The following is a 21408-nucleotide window of genomic DNA, read 5'->3' as shown; positions in this document are numbered from 1 at the left end:
AGTACGACCATGAGCACGGCCACGAGCGCGGACATGAGCACGGCCACGAGCACGTTGGACATCGCCCGCCGCCACACCGCCGACCCGCTCTTCCGGCTGGTCGCCTATGCCCTCGAATCGGCGCACGACCGTCCCCCGGCCACGGTGTGGAGCGCCCCGCACGCTTTCCATCTGGGCTCCCCCCGCGTCGTCGCCGCGGCCGGCTGGCCCGTGGCAGCGGCCGCGGCCCCGCGCGAGGACGGCCTGGCACGGCTGAGCTCCCTCGCCCACCCCGCGCAGAGCTGCGAACTCCCGCTCACCGGACCGCCATTGCCCCACCCCGACTGGGCCGCCCGCAGCTACGCCCTGCTGCGTACCATGGCCCGCGCCGGATACGGCCGTGGCGGCATCGACCTGCACATCCACTCCACGCTGACCGCGGCGGCCGGACTCTCGAGCACGGAGCCGCTGGAGTGCGCCGTGGCCCTCGCAGTCGCCGATCTGCACGCCGACGGCACCAGACCGCGACCGCCGCGTGGCCGACTCGCCGCCCTCGCCCGGGCAGCGGCGCCCGCCGGTGACGAGGCCCTGAGGCAGGCCGTGCTCTTCGCACGCCCCGGCAGGGCTCTGCTGCTCGACAACGGCCGCCGACGGCGTATCCCCTTCGACCCGCCCGAACACGGGGCGAAGCTGATGCTCTTGGTGACACGCGGCGAGGGACCCGGCGCCGCTGACATCCGGCGCGCGCTGGACGCCGCTCGGCGCGCAGGTGCGTTCGCCGCCTGGCGGCCCGGACGAGAGCCGGGGCGCAGTGCCCTGGTGCTGTTGCCGCAGGACCGGCTGACGACCCTCCGTACCACCGTGGCCGAGGAGTTCCGCAGCCGCGGACGGCCCGTACCGCGCTTCCTGAACATCGCCGTGGCGGGCGCGGCCCGCCGCGAGGAGTGAGAGGACAAGGAGGAACACCCTCATGGAGCCAAGAGCCCTACCGGAACGGTCACCGGACGGCAGCAGCACCAGCAGGTGGCGCACTACTGCCGCCGGGATCTTCAGCACGCTCTGTCTGGTCGCCACCCTCGGCGCGGCCGACTCGCATGCCGCAGCGCCGAAGGCGGATGCCGCGCTGCCCGGTTACGACCACGTCATCGTCGTCGTCTTCGAGAACAAGCAGTACGGCGAGATCATCGGCAGCTCCAACGCGCCCTACATCAACCAGCTCGCGAACGCCGGCGCCAGTCTGACCGGCATGAAGGCGCTGACCCACCCCAGCCAGCCGAACTACTTCAACCTCTTCTCCGGCAGCACCCAGGGCATCACGGGCGACGGCTGCTACACACCGCAGTCCATGAGCGCCGCCAACCTCGGACAGGAGCTGACCGCCGCCGGCAAGACCTTCGCCACCTACAACGAGGACCTGCCGAGCGAGGGCTCCACCGCCTGCACGAACGGCCAGTACGCGCAGAAGCACAACCCCTGGTTCGCCTTCAAGAACGTGCCTCTCAACACCGGCAAGACCTGGGCGCAGTTCCCGAAGAGCGACTTCACCCAGCTGCCGCACCTGTCGTTCGTCGTCCCGAACCAGTGCAGTGACATGCACTCCTGCTCCGTCGGCACCGGAGACACATGGGTGAAGAACAACCTCGATGCCTATGCCCAGTGGGCCAGGGTCAACAACAGTCTGCTGGTGCTCACTTGGGACGAGGACAACTACCTCGGCTCCAACCGGATCGCCACAGTCTTCTCCGGGGCCAAGGTCAAGCAGGGCACGTTCAGCGGCGCGTACAACCACTACGACCTGCTGCGCACTTTCGAGGACCTGTTCGGCACCACCCACGCCGGCAACGCGGCGAGCGCGACCCCCGTCACCGAGGTCTTCGGCGACGGCACTCCGCCGCCCGGCGGGGATCTGAGCGTGGCCAACCCCGGTGCGCAGACGTGCAAGTTCAACCAGAGCTGCACCATCCAGATCACCGCGACCGGCGGCAGGACGCCGCTCAAGTACAGCGCCGCGGGACTCCCGTTCGGCCTGTCCATCGACACCTCGACCGGCCGTATCTCCGGAAAACCCTGGCAGACCGGCACCGTCCGGATCACCGCCACCGCCACCGACTCCACCGCGGCCTCTGCCGGCACCACCTTCCCCCTGACCGTCAACTGGTTCTGAACCCCGGTCTTCTGGCGAGTCATCAGTGACTGAAGGGAGACACCCGTGTACCTGTCGGCCGGTCGGGCCGCCGACACCACGGCGGGCGTACGCCGCACCCGGCCGAGCCCGGCGCGCGGTACCGGAGCCCGCCGCGCGGTCGCCGGCAACGTCATCGCACTCGGCGCGGTCAGCCTGGTGACGGATGTCTCGGCCGAGATGGTCACCGCCGTACTGCCGCTCTATCTCGTCGTCGGCCTCGGTATGTCCCCGCTCGCCTTCGGCGCCCTGGACGGCCTCTACCAGGGTGCGACCGTGCTGTCCCGGCTGGTCGGCGGTCACCTCGCCGACCGCGCCCAGCGCCGCAAACTCGTCGCCGGCACCGGCTATGCCCTGTCCACCTGCTGCAAGCTCGCCCTGCTCGCCGCCACGACACCCTGGGCGGTCGGCGCCGTCCTCGCCGCCGACCGCACCGGCAAGGGGCTCCGCACCGCCCCACGCGACGCGCTGATCTCTCTGTCCTGCCCGCCCGAGGAGCAGGGCAGAGCCTTCGGAGTGCACAGGGCGATGGACACCGCGGGCGCGCTGCTCGGGCCGCTCGCCGCATTCGCCGTGCTGTGGGCCGCGCGCGACGGCTACGACGCGGTGTTCGTGGTCAGCTTCTGCGCCGCCGCGTTCGGTGTCCTGCTGCTTGCGCTCTTCGTACGGGACGCCTCGACACGAAGTCCCGCCGCGGCGAACCGAAAGCGACGCTGCCCGAGGTCGCTGCGCACTCTCGCCCGCACCCCCGGCCTGCCGCGGCTGTGTCTGATCGCCGCGCTGCTCGGCGTGGTCACGGTGAGCGACTCGTTCCTCTATCTGCTGCTCCAGCGCCGCCTCGACCTGCCCACTCCGTACTTCCCGCTGCTGCCCGTCGGCGCCGCCGCCGGATTTCTGCTGCTGGCAGTGCCGCTCGGCCGGCTGGCCGACCGGATCGGCCGCAGCGCGGTCTTCCTCGCGGGCCATGGGGCGCTGCTCATCGTGTACGGGCTGCTCCTCGCATCCTGGGCGGGCGGACCGGCCGCGGCCGGGTGCGTACTGGTGCTGCTCGGTGTCTTCTACGCGGCCACCGACGGTGTGCTGATGGCCGCCGCGGGCCCGCTTCTGCCGCCGTACCTGAAGGCGAGCGGCCTCGGCCTCGTCCAGACGGCCGGGGCCCTCGCCCGCTTCGTGGGCTCACTGCTCTTCGGCGCGGCCTGGATGTACCTCGGTCCTGAAGGGGCTCTGACCGTGGCCGCCACCGGTCTGGCCGTCGCCATGGCTGTGGCCGTCGTCCTCCACCGAGGGAGTCACCCATGAGCATGCGGGCCAGGCTGCTCATCCTTGCCCTCGCCAGCGCGGTCCTGGCCTCGGTCGCCGCCGTCGCCACGCTGCGGGCCGCCGACCGCGCGGCCCAGCGCGAGCGGGCCAGGCCCGGCGAACCGGTCGCCCGGACCGGTACGGTGACCTTGCGTCAGCCCGGTCGGCTCCTCTTCCGCAACCTTGCCTGGGGCCCGCAGCGCGACCACATCTCCTCCGTCCCGCTGACCACCCCGGCCGCCCCGCGCACCGCCGCGCCCGGCAACTGCCTGCGCTTCCACGCGGCCGCCGGCACAGGCATCTGCCTCCGAGCCACCGGCGGAGTCATCCCGGGCCACGAAGCCGTGCTCCTCGACGAGCGGTTGCGGCCCGTCCGTACGTTTCCGGCACCCGGCATGCCCACCCGCGCCCGGGTGTCGCCGAGCGGACGACTGGCGGCGTGGACGGTCTTCGTCAGCGGCGATTCCTACGCGGGCGGCGCCTTCTCCACCCGTACCGCCATCTACGACACCCGTACCGGCACCCTCCACGCCGACCTCGAGAAGTTCGCCGTGATCAAGGACGGGCATCGAGACCGGGCCGCCGACCACAACTTCTGGGGCGTCACCTTCGCCGCCGACGACAACCGCTTCTATGCGACCCTCGCCACCGGCGGACATACCTATCTGGTCGAGGGCGACCTGACCCTGCGTACTCTGCACACCGTGCGCGAGAACGTCGAGTGCCCCTCCCTCTCCCCGGACGGCACCCGCGTCGCCTTCAAGAAGCGAGTCCCCGGTGCCCCCGCAGCCACCCCTTGGCGGCTGTATGTGCTGGACTTGCGCACAGGCAGGGAGTCTGCGCTCGCCGAGCGGAGAAGCGTCGACGACCAACCCCTCTGGCTGACCGGCGACACGCTCCTCTACGCAGTGCCCGGCGACTTCGGTGCCGACCTCTGGTCGATTCCGGCGGACGGTGGCGGAACACCCCGGCTGACCGTGAAGTCCGGTACGTCTCCGGCCGTCATCACCTGAGCCGAGGTTGAGTACGGTGCCTCAGGACACGGGTGAGTCCGCTGCGGATTCGGGGGGAGGTTCCGGGACGGCGGGAGGCGGTGGCGCAGGCAGCGAGGCGTCCGACGGCGGGGCTTCCTCGGGTGGCGAGTATGCCGGGGGCTCGGAGGACTGCGGCTGCGGGTTCTCCTCTCCCGGGGACGGCGGCGAGGGTGCTGGGGGCTCGGAGGACTCCGGCTGCAGGTTCTGCCTGTCGGGGGACGGCGACGAACTGCCGGGAGAGGGTGCGGGCGTGTCCGGGGACGGCGACGAGCTGCCCGGAGAGGGCGATGACTTGCCCGGGGACGGCGACGACTTGCCCGGGGACGGTGACGACGTGTCCGGGAAGCGTGGCAGCTCTATTCTCGCCGGCGGTGGGGTCCGCTTGTCGTAGCGGCCGTCGGTGTCGCCCCTGTCGCGGCCGAACCAGTCATTCTTGTGCGGGTCGAACACGATGAACACGTTCACCACCGTGACGGAGGGCGCCACGACCACGACGTTCGAGGGCCGGTACGCGGGCCAGGGGTCACCCTTCCGTTGGGGTGTGCCCTTCGTCGGGACCAGAGGCCGCAGCGGATTGCCGCAGCCGCAGCGCACCTGCGGCACGCCGCGGGCGTCGACGAGCACGGCCGTACCGGCCTGCAGCACCGCCTGGTAGCTGGTGGAGGCGCCGTTCTTGTAGCCGTGGTTGGTGACCCGGGTGTCCATCCCCAGCTGTACGGGCGTCAATGACCGCAGAAACCCGGGAACGGCGGCGGGCGCGATGCCATGGACCGAGGCAAACGCCCTGTTCTTGGCCGGATCGGCCGTGAGAGAGCTGATCTGCTTCTCCACGTCGCAGCTGGCGACCTTACGGGTCCCGTTGTACAGGCCGGGGGTCGATCCCCGCACGCTGCGGGTGGCGTTGGCCGGGGTCTCGGAGCTGCTCGGCAGTCTGGGGAGCGTCGGTGGAGGGGAGCTCTCCCGCGCCGTCGATTCGGTGTACGGATCCGGCCCGGTCGAGCCGGCGGGCTCGAGGACCACCTCGCCGGCCTTGGCCGACTCGGGACGGGTGAAGACGATGGTCAGCACCACCGCGGCCACGAGCGCGGCGGCGACCGCCGCAATACGTGGCGCGGACCGCCACCAGGGGTGGCCGGGGCCCTCGCCCGGGCCCTTCGCCGGTCCGCCTGGCCCGCCTGTGCCGCCGGGTCCGCCCGCCCCTCCGGGACCGCCCGTGCCGCCGAAGCCCCCGCCGCTCGGTGGGGGCTCGGGCGGCACCGGACCGGGCGGAGGCGTCGAACCCGGCTGTGACGGGCCCGAGAGTGGGCCGGAGGGAGGCCCGGTGGGGCGTTCGGAGGGTGGTGGTTGGGCACTCACGGGCTCTTCTTCCCAGCGTAGGAATCGTGCAGCGCAGGAAACTCGGCACAGGAATGTCAGTGAATGTCAGAGAAAGTGAAGTACTTTCACTTTCTTCCTTGACCATCACCATTGTGTGCGCCGCACCCGTCCGGCTCGCAAGCTGACGCGGTCGGCCCTCCCAGGGGGCGGAGCGCCGGACGCCTGCTTAGCGTGGCTGCGTGAGCCAGCAGCGATCCAGCGAACGGGCGGATACGGGACGCGCCGCGCACTACTGGCGTGACGCCCTTGCAGCGGTGCTCGCCGGGCTGGCCGTCATGATCGTCACGGCCGCTCTCGGCCTCTGGGCGGCGGGCGCGGCAGGCCTCCCCGGGAACGCGTTTCCGCGGGTCGTCGCGGCCGTCGTCGTGCTGGCCGTCGGCGGCTCTGTCGATCTCTCGGGAGACGCCGGGGTGATCGCCGAGACGAAGGTGGGCCTCACGGTGATGCCTCTCTCGGTGACCCTCGCCGGGGCCCTGGTCATCGCCACCGGCTTTCTCCGGCCGCTGCGGCACCGAGCCGTCGCCAGTACCCGTGAACTGGCCGGATGGGCCGCCCGGATGGCGGCGGTGTGGGTGCTCGCGCTCATCGCCCTCGCGGCCCTGGCCCGCCACAGCTTCGCCGTCCGGCTCGGGGACCGGACGATCGCGGACATCGGCGAAGTGCTGGACGCATCGCCCGAGGTCGGGTTCCGGGCCGACATCGCCCTCACTCTGGTTTTCGGCCTGCTGTGGCTGGCGGGCCTCCTGGTGCTGGCCCTTCTCGTCTCGCGCAAGGCGCCGCTGCCCGCTCGCCTGGTGCGCTTCCAGGAGTCGGTGCGCCCAGCAGCGTTCGCCATGGTGGCGCTGCTGCTGGCGTACGTCGTGCTGGGACTGGTCGCCGGACTTGTCGTACTGGTCACCCGAGGTCACCCGGCCGAGACGCTCGCCGTGCTCCTCCTCGGACTGCCGAACCTCGTCTGGCTCGCCCTCACGCTCGGCCTCGGCGTTTCCTGGGAGGGGAAGGTGCAAGGCCCTTTCGGGCTGCCGGTGCCGCACGTACTGGACTCGGTACTGCGCACCTCGGACGTCTCCACCCTCAACCTGAGTTCCCTCTCCGAACACGACGGACGGGCCTGGTGGCTGCTGGTCGTGGCCGCGCTCCTGCTGTCGGCCGCCGCGTTCCTCATGGCGGCCCGCTCACCCGCCCGGATGCGGTCCTGGCAGCACGCAGTGCACATGGCGGTGGCGCTCGCCCTCACGGTGCTCACCATCTGCCTCGTCGCCCGGCTCTCGGCCCATTACGGCCTGTCGCTGCTGGGCGTCGGAGACGTCGGCGGCGGCCTCGACGGAGAGGTGTTCCTGCGTCCGAACCTGTGGACGGCGCTCGGCCTGGCCGTGGTCTGGGGGCTGGGCGCCGGATTCGTCGGGAGCCTGCTCGCCGCGCGGGTCCACCGTCGCGGAGAAGTGGAGCCGACGGCGAACTGAGGTCCGGACTCGTCTACTCGGGGTAACCGGGGAACACCGGCACCGCCCAGCGGGGCGGCTGCGGCGGCGGCCCCGGATCGGCGGCCGGCGCGCGGAGGTCCACCTCTGTCGGCGGATGGCCCCCTTGCTCGGCGCCCGCCGCCGCCGCGCGCAGTGCGGTCACGAACTGCAGGCACGAGTCGTACCGGTCGTCGGGACTCTTGGCGAGGGCCTTCGCCAGCACGCCGTCGACAGCGGTGGGGAGTTCGTGACGCTGCGCGGTGACGGGCGGCGGCGGGTCGTACTGGTGGGCCCACAGCAGCGCCATATCGTCGTCCCGTTGGAAGGGCGGTGCTCCGGCCAGAGTCTCGTGGACGACGCATGCGAGGCTGTAGACATCGCACCTGCCGTCCACCGGGAGCCCCGAAATCTGCTCCGGCGCCACATAGTCCAGCGTCCCGACGAACTGGCCCACGGTGGTGAACCCGGTCAGCGACAGCGACTTCTTCGTCAGGCCGAAGTCCGTGAGGTAGACGTGCTCGGGATGGTCGCTGTCCGTGCCCGCCGCGACCAGGATGTTGCCGGGTTTGACGTCCCGGTGCACCAGGTCGTGGTCGTGGGCGGCGTCGAGAGCGGACGCCACCTGAGCGGCGATCCGTCCCGCGTCCGCCGACGACAGTGGTCCCCTGTCGTCGAGCAGCGCGCGCAGATCCTGTCCGGCGACGTAGCGCATGGCGATGTAGAGGATGCCGTCGGTCTCGCCGGCCTCGAAGACCGGCACGATGTGCGGGTGGTCGATCGCGGCAGCCACCCTCGACTCATGGGTGAACCGCTGCCGGAAGGTGTCGTTGCGGGCGAGTTCGGGAGCGAGCAGTTTGAGCGCGACGGTGCGGTCCAGCCGTAGGTCCTTGGCGCGGTAGACGACGGCCATGCCGCCGCGGCCGATCTCGCTCTCGACCAGGTACCCGGCGATCTGTTTCCCGAGCAGGTCGGAGGGCCGTCCGACCTGCAGGCTCGAGTCGTGCGGAGCGCGGGTCATCAGGCGTCACCGGGCCGGGCGGGCCGCTGCGGGTCGGGGGAGTGGGTGTCGTCGTCCGATCCGACGGGTCGCCCGGGTCCGGGGCCGCCGCCCGCCCGTGCGGGGTTGACGACCTCCGTCGCCGGCGCCGCCTGCCGTTTCGGGTCCGGAACCTCCGCCCGCGCGTCCGTCGTCGTCCCGCCCGGGCCCGGCGAGGCCGCGTATGTGCTGAGCCGCGTCCCGTCGCAGTACACCCACCGCTCGTGCTCCGCCTCGTACAGCCACACCGACTCACCGTCGACGACCATCCCGACCCGCAGCCCCTGCGTACGGTGGCGGAAGGTCTCTCCGTCCGTCTGGCCGGACGTCAGCTCCTCCGCCGCGCGCCGGTACTGGCTCAGGGACTCCTCGACCTGCGCCAGCAGCGGTCGCGGGTCCGCAGTCCTGGCAAGCGGCTGACCGGCCGCCGGCGGCTCATGCGGTACGGCGACCAGCAGCCGGCCGTCGACCCACGCCGACCAGCCGTTCGCGCACAGGATCCGCCCCCAGTCCCCACGCCGGTCGACGAGCCGTACCGGGAGCAGCGGGTCGAGCGGTTCGGTCGGCCGGGACACGTCCGGGGCCTCCCACGCGGGCAGCCCGCCCTGGGGGACGACATGTGTCGGGCTGAAGTCCTCGATCGTCATGGATCCCGCCTCTACTTCCGCATGATGGCGGGTTCATGTCGGCGCAGCAGTCTCGCGACTGCGTATCCGAAGACGACCGAGAGCACCGCAAGTTTCCCCATGTTCAGCAGCCACACGGACTGGGAGTGCCGGAACAGCGGATCCGCGGTCAGATCGCCCGGGACGATCCGGGTGAGCTCGATGGTCCCTGCCATCGCCCCCAGCGCCCATCTCGAGGGGACCAGCCACGCAAGCTGCTCAATCCCGGGAACTCCGTTGAGTTGCAGCAGCGCGCCGCTGAAGATGACCTGGACAATGGTGAGGAGCACCAGCAGCGGCATGGTGACTTCCTCCTTGCGCACCAGCGAGGAGACGAACAGGCCGAGCATCATCGCGGTGAAGGACAGCAGGGCCACGGCCAGGGTGATCTCCAGCAGGGGCGGCATCAGCACTCCTTCGCCGCCCGGGGCGTTGAGGTCGACGCCGGCCAGACCGACGAGGGTCAGTACGACGGCCTGCAGCACCGTGACGGTGCCCAGCACCACGACCTTGGACATCAGATAGGCGGATCTGGACAGCCCGACGGCCCGCTCCCGCTGATAGATGACCCGTTCCTTGACCAGCTCCCGTACGGCATTGGCGGCGCCGATCAGCACACCGCCCACGCACAGGATGAACAGGGCGTTCAACGCCGTCTCGGCGGTCAGTCGGCTCCCGGCCAGGGCGCGGGTCATCGCGCCCATCACGAACGGCAGCGCAATCATGGTGATCATGAAGGTCCGGTCGGCGCTCAGTACGGCGGCGTACCGCCGCACCAGGGTCCCGAGCTGTGCCCCCCAGCTCCGGGTCCGCGGCGGCGGCGTGACGGCTGCGGTCCCTGCGGGGTGCGGGAGGGGTGGCTGTGCGGTCGAGTTCGCGATGTACTGCTGGTGGAACGGGGACTCGCGGTACTCACCCGCCCACTCGCGGGAATCGTCGTTCTCGAAGGCCTCGAACGCCTCCGGCCAGTGCTCGAAGCCGAAGAAGGCGAGCGCGTCGTCGGGCGGCCCGTAATAGGCGATCTTCCCGCCCGGGGCGAGCACCAGCAGCCGGTCGCACACGTCCAGACTGAGCACGCTGTGGGTGACCACGATGACCGTACGTCCGTCGTCGGCGAGGCCACGGAGCATATGCATGACCGACCGGTCCATGCCGGGGTCGAGCCCGGAGGTCGGCTCGTCGAGGAAGAGCAGCGACGGCTTGGTCAGCAGTTCCAGAGCCACACTCACCCGTTTGCGCTGACCGCCCGACAGACTGTGGATCGGCTGCCCGGCCCGCTGCCCCAGCCCCAGCTCGTGGACGACCTCGGTGACCCTGGCCTGACGTTCGGTCTTCGCGGCGTCATGCGGAAACCGCAGCTCGGCGGCGTATCCGAGGGCCCGCTGGACCGTCAGCTGGGAGTGCAGGATGTCGTCCTGCGGTACGAGACCGATGCGCTGACGCAGCTCCGCGTAGTCGTGGTAGAGGTCGCGGCCGTCGTAGAGGACGGTGCCCTGATCGGCGGGACGGAGCCCGGTCAGGGCGTTGAGGAGCGTCGACTTGCCCGCTCCGCTGGGCCCGATGACGGCGAGCAGGCACTTCTCGCCGACCGGGAAGGAGACATGGTCGAGGAGCGTCTTGCGGCCCCGGTCCACCGTGACCGTCAGGTCCTGGACGCCGAGCGACACCTCACCGGTGTCGACGAATTCCTGCAGCTGGTCGCCGACGAGGCAGAACGCCGAGTGCCCGATACCGACGATGTCACCGGGGGAGACCTGGGCCCGTTCAATCGGCTGGCCGTTGAGAAAGGTGCCGTTGTGACTGCCGAGATCGACGATCTCGTATGTGCCGCCCGACTGCGCCCGTAGCTCGGCATGCAGGCGTGAGACGGTGAGGTCGTCGATGACCAGGTCGTTGTCGGCGCCACGTCCGATGCGCACGGTGCGGACGGGCAGCGGCCGTACGCTGGTCGGCTGCCGGAAGGTGTGGGTGGCGGCCGGCATGGAGACGGCGGACGGACGGACGGGCGCCTGCTTCGCCGACGCGGTAGGCGCACGGCCGACGAGTACGGCGCGCGGGCCGTCGGCGGGGTTGCCGAACCGGATGACGCTGCCGGGGCCGACTCCCCACTCGTGGATGCGCTTGCCGTCGGCGTATGTGCCGTTCGTGCTGTGCTCGTCCTCGAGTGTCCAGTGGCCGTCGTTGGGCCGGAGCACCGCGTGGTGCCAGGAGACCCGGGCATCGTCGATGACGATGTCGCTCCTGGGGTCGCGCCCGACGTGGTAGTCCCGGCTCGGACTCATCACCGTGGAGCCCGCGTCGGTTTCGATGACGAGCTCGGGCGCAGTCGACGCGACAGGCCGCTCTCCCATGCCCGAATTCTAGCGATTAGCGCCTGTATGTGCCCGGTCGGCGCGGCATACCCCCGGGGCCGGTCGGGCGGACCGGCCCGGCGGGAATGCCGCGGGGGCCCGCCGGGTTGCAGCACCAGGCACCGAAGTGAATATGACATTCACCCCCACTAGGGGCCCGTGCTGGGGCCCGTACTGAGGAAGGACTACGCATGAAGCCTCGTATCCACCCCGTTTCGCGCCCGGTCGTCTTCCGCGACCGCGCCGCGGACATCGCCTTCCTGACCCGCTCGACCGCCGACTCCGCGCAGCGTGTGGAGTGGCAGGACGGCAACACCTACCCGGTGATCGACGTCGAGGTCTCCTCGGCGAGCCACCCGTTCTACACCGGAAAATCGCGGGTCCTGGACTCGGCCGGCCGTGTGGAGCGCTTCGAGCGCCGCTACGGCACCGCCGCGTCGGCTCGGAGCTGACCGGACCAGCCCGGCGCGGCCGCCCCGTCCCGGGCGGTAGCGTCGGGTATCTCCGGGCCAGGCGCATGACGACGGCGAGAGGTGACCCTAGTGGCAACACCGGCAACGCACGATGACGCGGCCCGTCCCACGGTGGCGGTGCTCGGCACCGGCCTCATGGGCGGGGCGATGGCGCGCAACCTGCTGCGCGCGGGCCTGCCCGTCCGGGTGTGGAACCGTACGCGAGCGAAGGCCGAAGCCCTGGCGGCTGAGGGAGCACACTGTGCCGTGTCGCCCGCCGACGCCGTCACCGGCGCGGGCGTGGTGCTGACCATGCTCAACGACGGACCACGGGTGCTCGCCGCGATGCGTGAGGCAAGCCCCGGCCTCGCCCCCGGAACGGTCTGGGCCCAGACGGCCACCGTCGGCGACGCCGCCACGGCGGAGCTGGCCGATTTCGCGCGGGAGCAGGGCCTCGTCTTTGTCGACGCTCCCGTTCTCGGTACGAGGCAGCCCGCCGAAGCCGGGGAGTTGCTGGTACTGGCCGCGGGTCCGGACAGTGCCCGCGCCGTTCTCACGCCCGTCTTCGAAGCCGTGGGCCGGCACACCACCTGGCTGGACGACGACGGCTCCACCGGGGCTGCCAGCAGACTCAAACTGGTACTGAACAGCTGGGTCGGCGCCCTGACGCACGCCACGGCCGAGGCGATCGCCCTGGCACAGGGGCTCGGTGTCGATCCGCAGTCCTTCCTCGACAGTGTCTCCGGCGGGCCGTTGGACAACGGGTACCTCCGGGTCAAGGCGAAGGCGATCCTCGCCGACGACTACACGCCCAGCTTCTCGGTCGACAACGCCCTCAAGGACACCCGGCTCATCGTTGACGCGGGCGAGCGCTCCGGCGTGCGGCTGGATGTGGCACGGGCCGGAGTGGCGCGCTTCGAAAGGCTGGTGGACCGGGGCCTGGGCGAGAGCGACATGGCCGCCAGCTATCTCGCCTCCTTCGACGAAGGCTGAGAGCCTGACCGGCCCCGGGTCAACTACCTGTACCGCGCCCGGCACACGTACCGCCTCCGCATATCGCCGGCAGCTTCAACCACAATCCGGGCTGTTCTCCCCACACATACCGGTGGGGAGAACAGCCGGGGTTTGGACCAGCGGGCGATCTTCAATACGATCCGGCGATGATCACAAGAAAACGGCTGGCGGCCGCGTCGTGCGGCCTGCTCGCCGCACTGGCTGTCGCGCTCTTCCCGGTGGGCGCCGCCGCCGATGAACCGGTGGCGAAGGCTTCCCCCAAGGTCGAGTTGGTGCTCGACGTCAGCGGATCGATGCGGGCGCGAGACATCGACGGCCAGACCCGGATGGCAGCGGCGAAGCAGGCCTTCAACGAGGTACTGGACGCAGTGCCGAAAGAGGTGCAGCTCGGCATACGCACCCTCGGCGCCGACTACGCCGGTGACGACAAGAAGCTCGGCTGCAAGGACACCCGGCCGCTCTATCCGGTAGGCCCGCTCGACCGGACCGAGGCGAAGACCGCCGTGGCGACGCTCGCTCCCACCGGCTGGACGCCGATCGGGCCGGCTCTGTTGGGCGCTGCCGAGGATCTCAAGGGCGGCGACGCCACCCGGCGGATCGTACTCATCACCGACGGCGAGGACACCTGTGCTCCGCTCGACCCGTGTGTCGTCGCGCGTGACATCGCCGCCAAGGGAATCCACCTCGTCGTCGACACGCTGGGGCTGGTTCCGGATGCCAAGACCCGTGACCAGCTGAGGTGCATCGCCGAGGCCACCGGCGGTACCTACACCTCGGTACAGCACACCGATGAACTCTCCGGCCGCGTCAGCCAATTGGTGGACCGTGCCGCAGCGCCGGTCGTCACCCCGGTGGCGACCGAGGGCGGACAGCAGTGCACGGACGCACCACAGCTCAAGGCGGGCCTGTTCACCGACCGTGAGAAGTTCGGCGAGCACCGCTGGTACCGGGTGGATGTCCTGCCCGGCCAGGAGCTGCGCGCCTCGGTGAGCGTCGCCGCCGACCGGGCGGTCAACAACGACTACGGCGTCATGCTGCGGGCGGTGACCGTACACGGCCGGGAAATCGTCCGCGGCGCGGAGGCGGGCAACGGACGCACCGACATGATCTCGGCCGGTCTGCGCTATCCGAAGGCTCCGCCGGCCGACGCGGACGAGGTCAAACCCGCTGCGGAGACCGTCTGCCTGCAGGTCAGCAACTCCTTCTCGGCGCCCGCGTCGGTCAAGACCGCCCCGGGCCTGCCCGTCGAGCTGACCATCGACGTGGTCGACGCGTCCGACGACGCGTCCGACGTGGCCTCCTTCGGTCTCGGCCGGGGCTGGTGGCTCCTCGCCGTCCTGGTGCTCACCGGCCTGGTGGCCGGTCTGCTGTGGGGCTGGGTCTCACGCTGGCGCGTCGCTGTCTGGAGGACCAACTGATGCGTACCGCACACATACTGACGACAGCTCTGCTGGCCGCTGCCGCACTGTTCGGCACGGCGGGCGCGGCCGCCGCGGACGATCCGTCGGCGAGTCCGAGCGAGAGCACGGCCGGCCCGACCGAGGCCGGTACCACCTTCCGTACCGCGACCGCGTTCGAGCAGGGCCAGCGGGCCACGGCCGGCGCGTCCACCGGCGACTACCTGTACTGGGTGTTTCCCGCGGACGCGGGGGAGCGGCCCACGGTGAAGGCCAAGGTCACGCTGCCCGAGTCCACCGGTCGGCACGGAGCCTCGACATGGCAGCTCGACGTGTACGACGGTCTGCGCCGTCGCCAGGCCTGTATGTACGGCATGCAGACCCGGGCGGCGGCGAAGGACGCCGCATCGGTCGAGCTGTCCTGCACGCTGCGTACGGTCCGTTCCTGGGCGGAGCCGTGGGCCAACGATCCGCTGCCGGGCAGCTACTACGTACGCCTGACGGTCGTCGATCTTCCTGAGCAGGACCTCGGCCAGCCGGTACGGGCCGAGGTCGAGGCCCAGTCGGCCGACGCCGGCGGCGCGCACGCGGGTGACGGCTCACTCTCCACTCCGCTGGTACCCGGCGCCACGGCCCGGTCGGCGAAGGACGACGAGAACGCACCGAAGCAGGCGGCATCCTTCGCCGAGCCGGACGGCGGCTGGGCCTCCGGCTGGTGGTCCGACCGCTGGATCTGGACCGTGGCGGGCGGCCTGCTCGGTGCCCTGGCGGGCATCGCCGGCTACTCCCTCACCCGGGGGTCCGGCCGTCCTGCGCGAGTGCCACCGGGCAGCTGAACAACCGAGCGGCCACGGCGCTTCGCCGTGGCCGCTCCTGCATGTGTCACCACCACCGAACGCGTCCGCCGCGCCGGTCAGCGGTGGCCGTCATGCTTCTCGTGGCTCTCGCCGTGGCCTTCGTGAGCATGACTGTTGCCGGGTGCGCCGCCCATCATGCGCAGCATCGCCATCCCGCCGGTGCGGAAGAACCGCACCAGGAGGGCGGCCGCCAGGACGAGGAAGGCGATGTTGAGCCAGGTGGTGTAGTTCCAAGTGACGCCCTCCATGGGGACCTTGGCGTCGGCCTGGTCGGGGATCAGGCCGAGGCCACCGAAGATGAACTCCACGATGTAGCCGGCGATGACCGTGGCGACGTAAAAGGTGCCCAGCAGGAAGAGGGCCGTCTTCGCGCCGTAGTACTTCCGGTAGATGTTGAGGATCGGCAGGATCAGCAGGTCGGCGAAGATGAACGCGACCACGCCGCCGAAGCTGATGCCGCCCTTCCACAGCACGACCGCGAGCGGGACGTTGCCGATCGAGCAGACGAACGAGGCGATGGCGACCAGCGGGCCGATGACCGGCCCCCACAACTTGGCTGCCAGCGGGTGGCCTTCGAAGAAGCGGGTGGCCTTCGAAGAAGAACGTGCTCCAGAAGGAGTCCGGTACCCAGGCGGCGATGGCGCCGGCGATGAGCAGGCCGAGCACCAAGTCACGCAGGATCGCCGCCCACTCCATGACGAACACGTGCGCGGTCGAGGTGAAGCCCTCGCCGGACAGCAGTCGCCGGGCGAAGGAGCCCTCGCGCTGCACGGACATGTCCATCGCAGCATGGCCCTCCATCGAACCGGCGAGCCCGCGTTCGGCCTGCTCGCGGGCCTGGCGAAGGAGTTTGTCGCGCAGGAACAGCCGGAAGAGCACCGCAAGCACGGTGATCATGATGGGGCCGCCGACGAACTCCGCCGCGGTGAACTGCCAGCCCATCAGCAGCGCGAGGATGACACCGAGTTCGACGACGAGGTTGGTCGACGCGATCTCGAAGGCCATCGCGGCGGTGAAGTTCGCGCCCTTACGGAACAGCGAGCGGGCCAGCGCCACCGCGGCGTAGGAGCACGAGGACGAGGCCGCGCCGAGACCGGCGGCGATGGCCAGAGTACGAGGGCGGTCATCGCCCAGCAGCGAGACGACGGTGGACTTGCGCACGACCGCCTGGACCACGGCGGACAGGGCGAATCCCAGGATCAGCGCCCAGGTGATCTCCCAGGTCATGGAACCGGCGATCGACAGTGCGTGCAGTACGGCGTGGATCATCCCTGAAGCATTCCTCCGGGAGTGCGACCCCGGGCCCACCGACGCGGGGCACCTGCGAGGTGTCACGCGGGGGTGAGGTGTCACGCGGGGGTGGGGCTACGGGGGCGCCGCCGCATGGGCGGCGCCCCGCGGGGACGGTCAGCCGACGCGCAAGGTCAGCGCGGCGGTGTGCAGCTTGCCGCCGGTGCGGAACTGCAGGAACAGCCGCCAGTTTCCGGACGTCGGCAGTTCGGCGTGGAAGGACAGCTCGGGGCCGCCGTGAGCGCCGTTCACCTTCGTCTCGGGGTGAAGGTGCGCGAACGCGGTGTCTCCCTCGTGGAAGGCGGTCAGGTGGGCGTAGGTGTCCAGGTAGGGCTGCAGGTCGGTGGCGGGCTTGCCGCCCTTGGTGATGGTGACAGTGAGCGGGTGCGCCATGCCGGCCATCAGCTCGGCCTTGACGTTGACGGTGTACCCGTCGGCCTCGGTGGAGCCGGCTGCCGCCGGCAACGGGGTCTTCGTCTGCGTGCCGGGGACGGTGAGGGTGCGGCTGAGCACGAAGTCCTTGCCCTTACCGGTCCCGGAGTTCGGGGTGAACGAGGCGAACATGCGCCAGGAACCGCGAGCGAGTGTGGCCAGGTCGGCGGTCCAGGCGCCGTCGGCGGCCATGGTCGGGTGGATGTGCTGGAAGCCTGTCAGGTCCGAGCGGATGGCGTAGAAGTGCATCCGCTTGGTCTGGTCGACCTCGAAATCGGTGACCGGCTTGCCGTCCGGGCCGGTGACGCCGAACCGGTAGCCGGCCCGCTTGCCCGCCTGGAGCGACGTGTCCCGCGAAGTGAGGCGGTAACCGTCCTTCGCGTCGGCCAGGCCGCTGCCGCCTGCCATGTGGTCCATGCCGGGCATGCCGCTCACCGAGGGCGTCACGCTTGCCGAGGAGGAAGCGGACGGTTTGGCGCCGTGGTCCATGCCGGGCATCGAGGAGCCGCTGGAGGAACCGCAGGCGGCCAGGGTCATGGCCAGGGCTGCTGCTCCGACCGACGCCGGGGCAGGGCGGCGCACGGCGGAACGGGAAGAACTGAACATCACTGTGGTCTTTCCGGGTGGGCGCACCACGCCGGGTGGCGCGCCAATGTGAGCAGGACTCGCTGCCGGGCCCGTTCATGGCGGGGTCCCGGCGTGGTCCTGTCACGCTCGCGCGATACACACCTGGAGCAGCAGGCTCCGTCCACCGGTCGGCGGCCCACGCCGCCCCGTCCGGCCGAGGGCCGCAGGCCGACCTGTCAGGGACCACGCCGCCGCGAGGGCGATGACGGTCACCAGGCCGGTCATCGGCAGCGGGGTCCGGTCGCGTGCGGGAGTCGAGGCGCAGAGCGCCCCGTGCGTCACCGACGCGTCCGACGCCTGGGCGGCGCCGGGGTGTGCCATGGCCGTCGTGGCCGCGGACGTCATCGAAGCGACGGCATGGTCCTTGTGCATCGGGACAGGCGCGGACATCGCACCGTGGCAGCCGGCTGTGGTGGTGGCCGGGGCGCCGTGCATGAGGAACAGGCCGAGCAGGACCGCGCAGACCGCCGGCAGCAGGGCGATGCCCGGCCTCCGCGGTTGTCCGCTGTCCACCACTGCCGGTTCCTTCCGACGCTTCATCCCCGCGCGGCCCCGTGGGGCGCGGCCTGCCCCGACGATACCCCGGCCGGGTACCCAGTGCGGGGTCGGGGTGGGCCCGGAACACAGCCAGGTGCTCCATGCCTGGCGGCCGTGCGGAACGGCAGCGTCAGGTCACGCCGGACGGGGGCGGGACTGGTACAGCTGCGTGTAGTAGCGGCCGTCGGCCTCCAGCCCGGCGGGGTCGCGGCCGAGGAGGAGCACCTGCTCGATGGCGTTGCGCTGCTCTGCCGGGTCGGAGAACAACCGCTGCGGGTAGGTCTGCGACGGGTCCGTCTCCGTGACCAGGCCATAGTCGGCCAGGCTCGAGATCACCGGCTCGTACGGGACGGTACGCAGGACGAAAGCGGTTACCCAGACGGGGATGCGCGCACTGTCCAGGAGGGATTCGAAGGTGCGGCGGGAGATGTAGCCAATGCCTCCGGTGACCGTGATCAGTCCGGTGGCTGCGACGGCGCGCCGCAGTTGGGGGCCGGCCGGCCGCTCTTCCAGGTTCTCGGCGTAGGCCTCGTCGAGCAGGCCGACCGCCAGGGCGTAGTCGACGGCGCGGTCGGCCGAGTCGAGTCCGATGACCGGGCTCGCGTCCGCGCGGCGCCTTGAGGCGTAGAACTCCTTGTCGTGCTCGATGAGTTCAGCCGGGGTGAGCGCCGCTGCCTCCGCGCCCGTGTAGTGCGCGTACAGCTCGGCCAGCGTGAGGTCATGATTGAGGAGGGCGGCGTTGATGCCGTACGAGCAGCACAGATCGAGGACTGTGACAGGGCCGCCCGTGCCCGACGCCGCGGCACGGTCGGCACGAGTGCGGCGGAAAATGTCTTGGGCCTGGTGCGGAATCTCGTATTCCAGTGGGGCGAGCCGACGGAAGTAGGCACGAGGATCCGGCTCGTTGTAGATGTCGTCGAACCGGGTCTTGCCCGGTGTGGCGCTGGTCCGGTCTCCGGTCATGGGGGGCACCTCCGCGGGATGGGGACAGGACTACCGCGTATGAACCTCTATCGGACCTGCTCCATTCGACGGTAGGTCGCACGGCGGGAACCGGCCAGCCGACCGGCTCCCGCCACGGGCCTGCGGCCGCTCCTGGCCGCAGGCCACAACCGCTTGCTCTTCAGAACTCGGAGTTGCTGAACCAGAGCGTCAGCAGATCCTCGTTCCCGGAACTCTCGAAGGCATCCGCGCCGCGGTCGAGGCGGCCGTACATGAGCAGCAGCAGATCCGCGGCGGCTCCCTGGACGGTGGCGTCGGCCGATGTGGCTGTCCCGGTGGCCGCGGGCTCGGGGTCGACCCCGAAGCCATCGGGCCGCAGGCGGACCAGCCACTCGCCGTCCCTGTCGGTACACCGGAAGCGAATGGTCTCTCCGTCGCCACGCAGATTGGCCACCTTGGGGGCGAAGGACGTGGCGAAGGGCAGATTGACCAAGAACTCGTCCACGCCGTCGGCCGCGAGGTCGCGGTCGATCACGGGCCGCAGGCCGACGGCGAGTTCCGCGTCGGCGCGGTGCACCAGAGTCTCGAACAGCATCCGCCGCACCCAGAACCTGGCATGGCGATCGGCGCCCCACACCCACATCGGGGCATTCGGATCGGTGACTGCGAAGGCGCTCGCGGCCTCCGCCGCACTCGCCGTCAGCCAGTCGGCAAAGTCGTCCTCGTCCGCCGGCAGCCGCAGTTCCACATCACGGCTTCGCGGTGGTTCCTGTACGAGCTGACGCAGCAGGACGGAGAACCACCGCTGCACGCTGCCGGTGTGCCTGATCAGGTCGACGAGCGTCCAGCCCGGGCAGCTGGGCACCGGGGTCGCCGGCTGTGCGCCCTTGACGACCGCCACGAACCTGGCGGTCTCCGCGGCGACGGCGTTGCGGTGGGCTGCAGGGCTGGAAGCCCAGCGCGAAGGATCCGGTATGTCCATGGTGCCGTGCTCTCCCGAAGTCTCCGGCCCGGCGACCTGACTGGCCGCGGGCACCTCCACGCAGCCTGTCACAGTGCCCTGTCCAGCCTCCAACGCCGCTCTGCCGTGAGCTCCAGGTCGAGCGTTGCCAGGGCAAGGTGCGGAGCAGGCCCGTACGGCGGAGCCTGAGAAGGTACGGCGTTCAGCGTTGCGGAGCCCGGCCGCCGGCCTTCGCACGAGGGAGGTGAGGTGATGGTGTCCGGCCCGTTCCACGTCCGGCGTGTGTACGATCCGCCGCACCCCGACGACGGGTGCCGGGTACTGGTGGACCGGCTCTGGCCGCGGGGCGTCTCCAAGGAGCGCGCCGCCGTCGACGAGTGGCTGAAGGACATCGCGCCCTCGGCCGAGCTGCGGCACTGGTACCACGAAGACCGCAGCCGCTACGAGGAGTTCGCCCGGCGCTACACGCGAGAACTGGCCGACTCCGACCACGCCCCGGCCGTCGACCGGGTTCTCGCTCTGTCCGCCACGCAGGCCGTGACCGTCCTCACCTCGGTCAAGGACATCGAGCGCAGCCATGTCCCGGTACTCCTCGCCCACTTGGCGGGACGGTCCGACCCTTGAGCCCCCAGGCCGGCAGCGTCAGACTTCGCCGCCGTACCGACAGAATGCGCATCGTCCAGCGTGGGAGCCGCCGTTGTCTCGGGAGGGAGACAAGCCGCTGAAGCCGGCAGTGCCGACGCGGCGAACGACCTGGACCACCTCGCGGGGCGAGGGAGGAACCTGAGGGAAGCGGAAGCCTGGTTCGAACGAGCCGCCGACGCAGGCATCTCCGTCGCGACCGAGAACCTCGAGCTGCTGCGCCGCTCACACCCGATACGTCTCGGGTGGCGCCGCCGCCGTCCGTGAAACCAGAATGGCAGGACACCAGCCTGGCGCGGGCCGCCAGTCGCGAGCCTGCCGGAGGTCTCCCGGGCCGTCCGGGACGATGTCGGCACGCCGCCGCCCGGGCGCGAGCGATCAGTGGAGGAGCCATGGCCGGTCAGTTCGAGGCAACGGTCGAGATCGGCCGCCCCGTCGAGGAGGTCTTCGCCTTCCTCGCCGACGGTGAGAACGATCCCAAGTTCAGCCCCAGGGTGCAGGAGATGGCCAAGGTGACGGCCGGCCCGACCACGGTGGGCACTGTCTACAGGAGCACGGTCAAGGACGCCGGCATGACGACCAAGCGGGAGTTCCGGATCAGTGAGTTCCAGGCGCCCAACAGGATCCGCTGGACCGAGCTCTCGAAGAACCTCGTGACGGCCACCGAGGGCGGCTACGACCTCGAGTCCACCCCACAGGGCAACACCCGTCTGCGCGTCTTCAACAGGCTCGAAGGCCATGGCATCGGCAAGCTCATCGCGGGCCTCGCTCTGAGCGCGGCACGCAAGGACGCCGATGCGTTCGCAGGCCGGATCAAGGCGGCTGTCGAGGCACCTTGAGCCAGCCGTCCGCGATCCGCGGCATGCGGCGC

General features: G+C 70.7%; 21 protein-coding genes and 1 pseudogene. 12 read left to right on the top strand and 10 right to left on the bottom strand.

What is annotated here, in order from left to right; translation table 11 throughout:
- Positions 1–9 precede the first annotated feature (9 nt).
- Genes OG735_RS03975 through OG735_RS03960 form a run of 4 tightly spaced genes read left to right on the top strand, consistent with a single transcriptional unit; the run spans position 10 to position 4473 of the window.
- Positions 10–927: a galactokinase gene (locus OG735_RS03975; RefSeq protein WP_327321729.1), complete on the top strand. Its 918-nt coding sequence runs from the start codon at positions 10–12 to the stop codon at positions 925–927.
- A gap of 22 nt (positions 928–949) precedes the next feature.
- Entirely contained in the window at positions 950–2143 is a 1194-nt protein-coding gene (locus OG735_RS03970; protein WP_327321728.1) for an alkaline phosphatase family protein, read from the top strand.
- A gap of 45 nt (positions 2144–2188) precedes the next feature.
- On the top strand, positions 2189–3460 hold the full coding sequence (locus OG735_RS03965) for an MFS transporter (RefSeq protein ID WP_442812375.1): 1272 nt from the start codon (positions 2189–2191) through the stop codon (positions 3458–3460).
- The gene (locus OG735_RS03960; RefSeq protein WP_327321727.1) at positions 3457–4473 is read left to right on the top strand and encodes a TolB family protein; all 1017 of its coding nucleotides are present in this window, start codon (positions 3457–3459) and stop codon (positions 4471–4473) included. The genes OG735_RS03965 and OG735_RS03960 overlap by 4 nt, the downstream gene beginning before the upstream one ends.
- A 21-nt stretch (positions 4474–4494) precedes the next feature.
- Here the strand turns inward: OG735_RS03960 and OG735_RS03955 are convergent, their stop codons facing one another.
- Positions 4495–5850, bottom strand: coding sequence for a DUF6777 domain-containing protein (locus tag OG735_RS03955; protein WP_442812374.1), 1356 nt, complete (start codon positions 5848–5850; stop codon positions 4495–4497).
- 200 nt (positions 5851–6050) lie between these two features.
- Between OG735_RS03955 and OG735_RS03950 the strand changes: the two genes are divergently transcribed.
- Positions 6051–7334, top strand: coding sequence for a streptophobe family protein (locus OG735_RS03950; RefSeq protein ID WP_327321725.1), 1284 nt, complete (start codon positions 6051–6053; stop codon positions 7332–7334).
- 13 nt (positions 7335–7347) lie between these two features.
- Here OG735_RS03950 and OG735_RS03945 read toward each other — a convergent pair whose 3' ends face one another.
- The 3 genes from OG735_RS03945 to OG735_RS03935 are packed head-to-tail and all read right to left on the bottom strand — an operon-like array spanning position 7348 to position 11386.
- Positions 7348–8352 carry a serine/threonine-protein kinase gene (locus OG735_RS03945; RefSeq protein ID WP_327321724.1) on the bottom strand — a complete coding sequence of 335 codons (1005 nt, stop codon included), beginning with the start codon at positions 8350–8352 and terminating at the stop codon, positions 7348–7350.
- Complete coding sequence (locus tag OG735_RS03940; RefSeq protein WP_327321723.1) at positions 8352–9017, bottom strand: hypothetical protein; 666 nt, start codon at positions 9015–9017, stop codon at positions 8352–8354. Before OG735_RS03940 ends, OG735_RS03945 begins: the two co-directional genes overlap by 1 nt.
- 11 nt (positions 9018–9028) lie before the next feature.
- Entirely contained in the window at positions 9029–11386 is a 2358-nt protein-coding gene (locus tag OG735_RS03935; protein WP_327321722.1) for an ABC transporter ATP-binding protein/permease, read from the bottom strand.
- A 191-nt stretch (positions 11387–11577) separates the two neighbouring features.
- Here OG735_RS03935 and OG735_RS03930 point away from each other — a divergent pair, with 191 nt between their 5' ends.
- The 4 genes from OG735_RS03930 to OG735_RS03915 all read left to right on the top strand — a co-directional run bounded on the left by OG735_RS03930 (position 11578) and on the right by OG735_RS03915 (position 15085).
- On the top strand, positions 11578–11838 hold the full coding sequence (locus OG735_RS03930) for a type B 50S ribosomal protein L31 (RefSeq protein WP_327321721.1): 261 nt from the start codon (positions 11578–11580) through the stop codon (positions 11836–11838).
- 90 nt (positions 11839–11928) lie between these two features.
- On the top strand, positions 11929–12831 hold the full coding sequence (locus OG735_RS03925) for an NAD(P)-dependent oxidoreductase (protein WP_327321720.1): 903 nt from the start codon (positions 11929–11931) through the stop codon (positions 12829–12831).
- 167 nt (positions 12832–12998) lie between these two features.
- Positions 12999–14270 (top strand): VWA domain-containing protein, encoded by a 1272-nt coding sequence (locus tag OG735_RS03920; RefSeq protein ID WP_327321719.1) that lies wholly within the window; start codon positions 12999–13001, stop codon positions 14268–14270.
- The gene (locus OG735_RS03915; protein WP_327321718.1) at positions 14270–15085 is read left to right on the top strand and encodes a hypothetical protein; all 816 of its coding nucleotides are present in this window, start codon (positions 14270–14272) and stop codon (positions 15083–15085) included. The genes OG735_RS03920 and OG735_RS03915 overlap by 1 nt, the downstream gene beginning before the upstream one ends.
- A gap of 77 nt (positions 15086–15162) precedes the next feature.
- On the opposite strand, the gene OG735_RS41830 is transcribed toward OG735_RS03915, so the two are convergent.
- From OG735_RS41830 to OG735_RS03905, 3 genes and pseudogenes are all read right to left on the bottom strand, one after another.
- Positions 15163–15780, bottom strand: coding sequence for a permease (locus OG735_RS41830; RefSeq protein WP_442812373.1), 618 nt, complete (start codon positions 15778–15780; stop codon positions 15163–15165).
- A pseudogene (locus OG735_RS41825) lies at positions 15749–16333 on the bottom strand (permease); the annotation flags it as partial. The gene OG735_RS41830 and the pseudogene OG735_RS41825, both read right to left, overlap by 32 nt.
- 180 nt (positions 16334–16513) lie before the next feature.
- Positions 16514–17245 carry a hypothetical protein gene (locus tag OG735_RS03905; RefSeq protein ID WP_327321717.1) on the bottom strand — a complete coding sequence of 244 codons (732 nt, stop codon included), beginning with the start codon at positions 17243–17245 and terminating at the stop codon, positions 16514–16516.
- On the opposite strand from OG735_RS03905, the gene OG735_RS03900 reads away from it, so the two are divergent.
- Positions 17244–17486, top strand: a complete 243-nt coding sequence (locus OG735_RS03900; protein WP_327321716.1) for a hypothetical protein — start codon at positions 17244–17246, stop codon at positions 17484–17486. The genes OG735_RS03905 and OG735_RS03900 overlap by 2 nt on opposite strands.
- A 50-nt stretch (positions 17487–17536) precedes the next feature.
- Here the strand turns inward: OG735_RS03900 and OG735_RS03895 are convergent, their stop codons facing one another.
- The 3 genes from OG735_RS03895 to OG735_RS03885 all read right to left on the bottom strand — a co-directional run bounded on the left by OG735_RS03895 (position 17537) and on the right by OG735_RS03885 (position 19970).
- Positions 17537–17968, bottom strand: a complete 432-nt coding sequence (locus OG735_RS03895) for a hypothetical protein (RefSeq protein ID WP_327321715.1) — start codon at positions 17966–17968, stop codon at positions 17537–17539.
- 159 nt (positions 17969–18127) lie between these two features.
- The gene (locus OG735_RS03890) at positions 18128–18955 is read right to left on the bottom strand and encodes a hypothetical protein (protein WP_327321714.1); all 828 of its coding nucleotides are present in this window, start codon (positions 18953–18955) and stop codon (positions 18128–18130) included.
- A gap of 160 nt (positions 18956–19115) precedes the next feature.
- Positions 19116–19970: a maleylpyruvate isomerase family mycothiol-dependent enzyme gene (locus OG735_RS03885; protein WP_327321713.1), complete on the bottom strand. Its 855-nt coding sequence runs from the start codon at positions 19968–19970 to the stop codon at positions 19116–19118.
- 177 nt (positions 19971–20147) lie between these two features.
- Here OG735_RS03885 and OG735_RS03880 point away from each other — a divergent pair, with 177 nt between their 5' ends.
- Positions 20148–20519 (top strand): DUF488 domain-containing protein, encoded by a 372-nt coding sequence (locus OG735_RS03880; RefSeq protein ID WP_327321712.1) that lies wholly within the window; start codon positions 20148–20150, stop codon positions 20517–20519.
- 410 nt (positions 20520–20929) lie between these two features.
- The gene (locus tag OG735_RS03875; RefSeq protein ID WP_327321711.1) at positions 20930–21376 is read left to right on the top strand and encodes an SRPBCC family protein; all 447 of its coding nucleotides are present in this window, start codon (positions 20930–20932) and stop codon (positions 21374–21376) included.
- Positions 21377–21408 lie beyond the last annotated feature (32 nt).

This window comes from Streptomyces sp. NBC_01210, from assembly GCF_036010325.1.
In the GTDB taxonomy this organism is placed as follows: Bacteria; Actinomycetota; Actinomycetes; order Streptomycetales; family Streptomycetaceae; genus Streptomyces.
The sequence above is the reverse complement of the archived record's forward strand: the minus strand, read 5'-3'. Positions and strand labels throughout refer to the sequence as shown.

Bases quoted from the DNA above. Each gene is read 5' to 3' on its own strand.
- OG735_RS03890 (WP_327321714.1), bottom strand. From the start codon at position 18,955: ATGACCGGAGACCGGACCAGCGCCACACCGGGCAAGACCCGGTTCGAC.
- OG735_RS03960 (WP_327321727.1), top strand. From the start codon at position 3,457: ATGAGCATGCGGGCCAGGCTGCTCATCCTTGCCCTCGCCAGCGCGGTC.
- OG735_RS03975 (WP_327321729.1), top strand. From the start codon at position 10: ATGAGCACGGCCACGAGCGCGGACATGAGCACGGCCACGAGCACGTTG.
- OG735_RS03940 (WP_327321723.1), bottom strand. From the start codon at position 9,017: ATGACGATCGAGGACTTCAGCCCGACACATGTCGTCCCCCAGGGCGGG.
- OG735_RS03880 (WP_327321712.1), top strand. From the start codon at position 20,148: ATGGTGTCCGGCCCGTTCCACGTCCGGCGTGTGTACGATCCGCCGCAC.
- OG735_RS03920 (WP_327321719.1), top strand. From the start codon at position 12,999: ATGATCACAAGAAAACGGCTGGCGGCCGCGTCGTGCGGCCTGCTCGCC.
- OG735_RS03905 (WP_327321717.1), bottom strand. From the start codon at position 17,245: ATGGACCACATGGCAGGCGGCAGCGGCCTGGCCGACGCGAAGGACGGT.
- OG735_RS03915 (WP_327321718.1), top strand. From the start codon at position 14,270: ATGCGTACCGCACACATACTGACGACAGCTCTGCTGGCCGCTGCCGCA.
- OG735_RS03935 (WP_327321722.1), bottom strand. From the start codon at position 11,386: ATGGGAGAGCGGCCTGTCGCGTCGACTGCGCCCGAGCTCGTCATCGAA.
- OG735_RS03970 (WP_327321728.1), top strand. From the start codon at position 950: ATGGAGCCAAGAGCCCTACCGGAACGGTCACCGGACGGCAGCAGCACC.
- OG735_RS03875 (WP_327321711.1), top strand. From the start codon at position 20,930: ATGGCCGGTCAGTTCGAGGCAACGGTCGAGATCGGCCGCCCCGTCGAG.
- OG735_RS03945 (WP_327321724.1), bottom strand. From the start codon at position 8,352: ATGACCCGCGCTCCGCACGACTCGAGCCTGCAGGTCGGACGGCCCTCC.
- OG735_RS03930 (WP_327321721.1), top strand. From the start codon at position 11,578: ATGAAGCCTCGTATCCACCCCGTTTCGCGCCCGGTCGTCTTCCGCGAC.
- OG735_RS03900 (WP_327321716.1), top strand. From the start codon at position 17,244: ATGCCGGGCATGCCGCTCACCGAGGGCGTCACGCTTGCCGAGGAGGAA.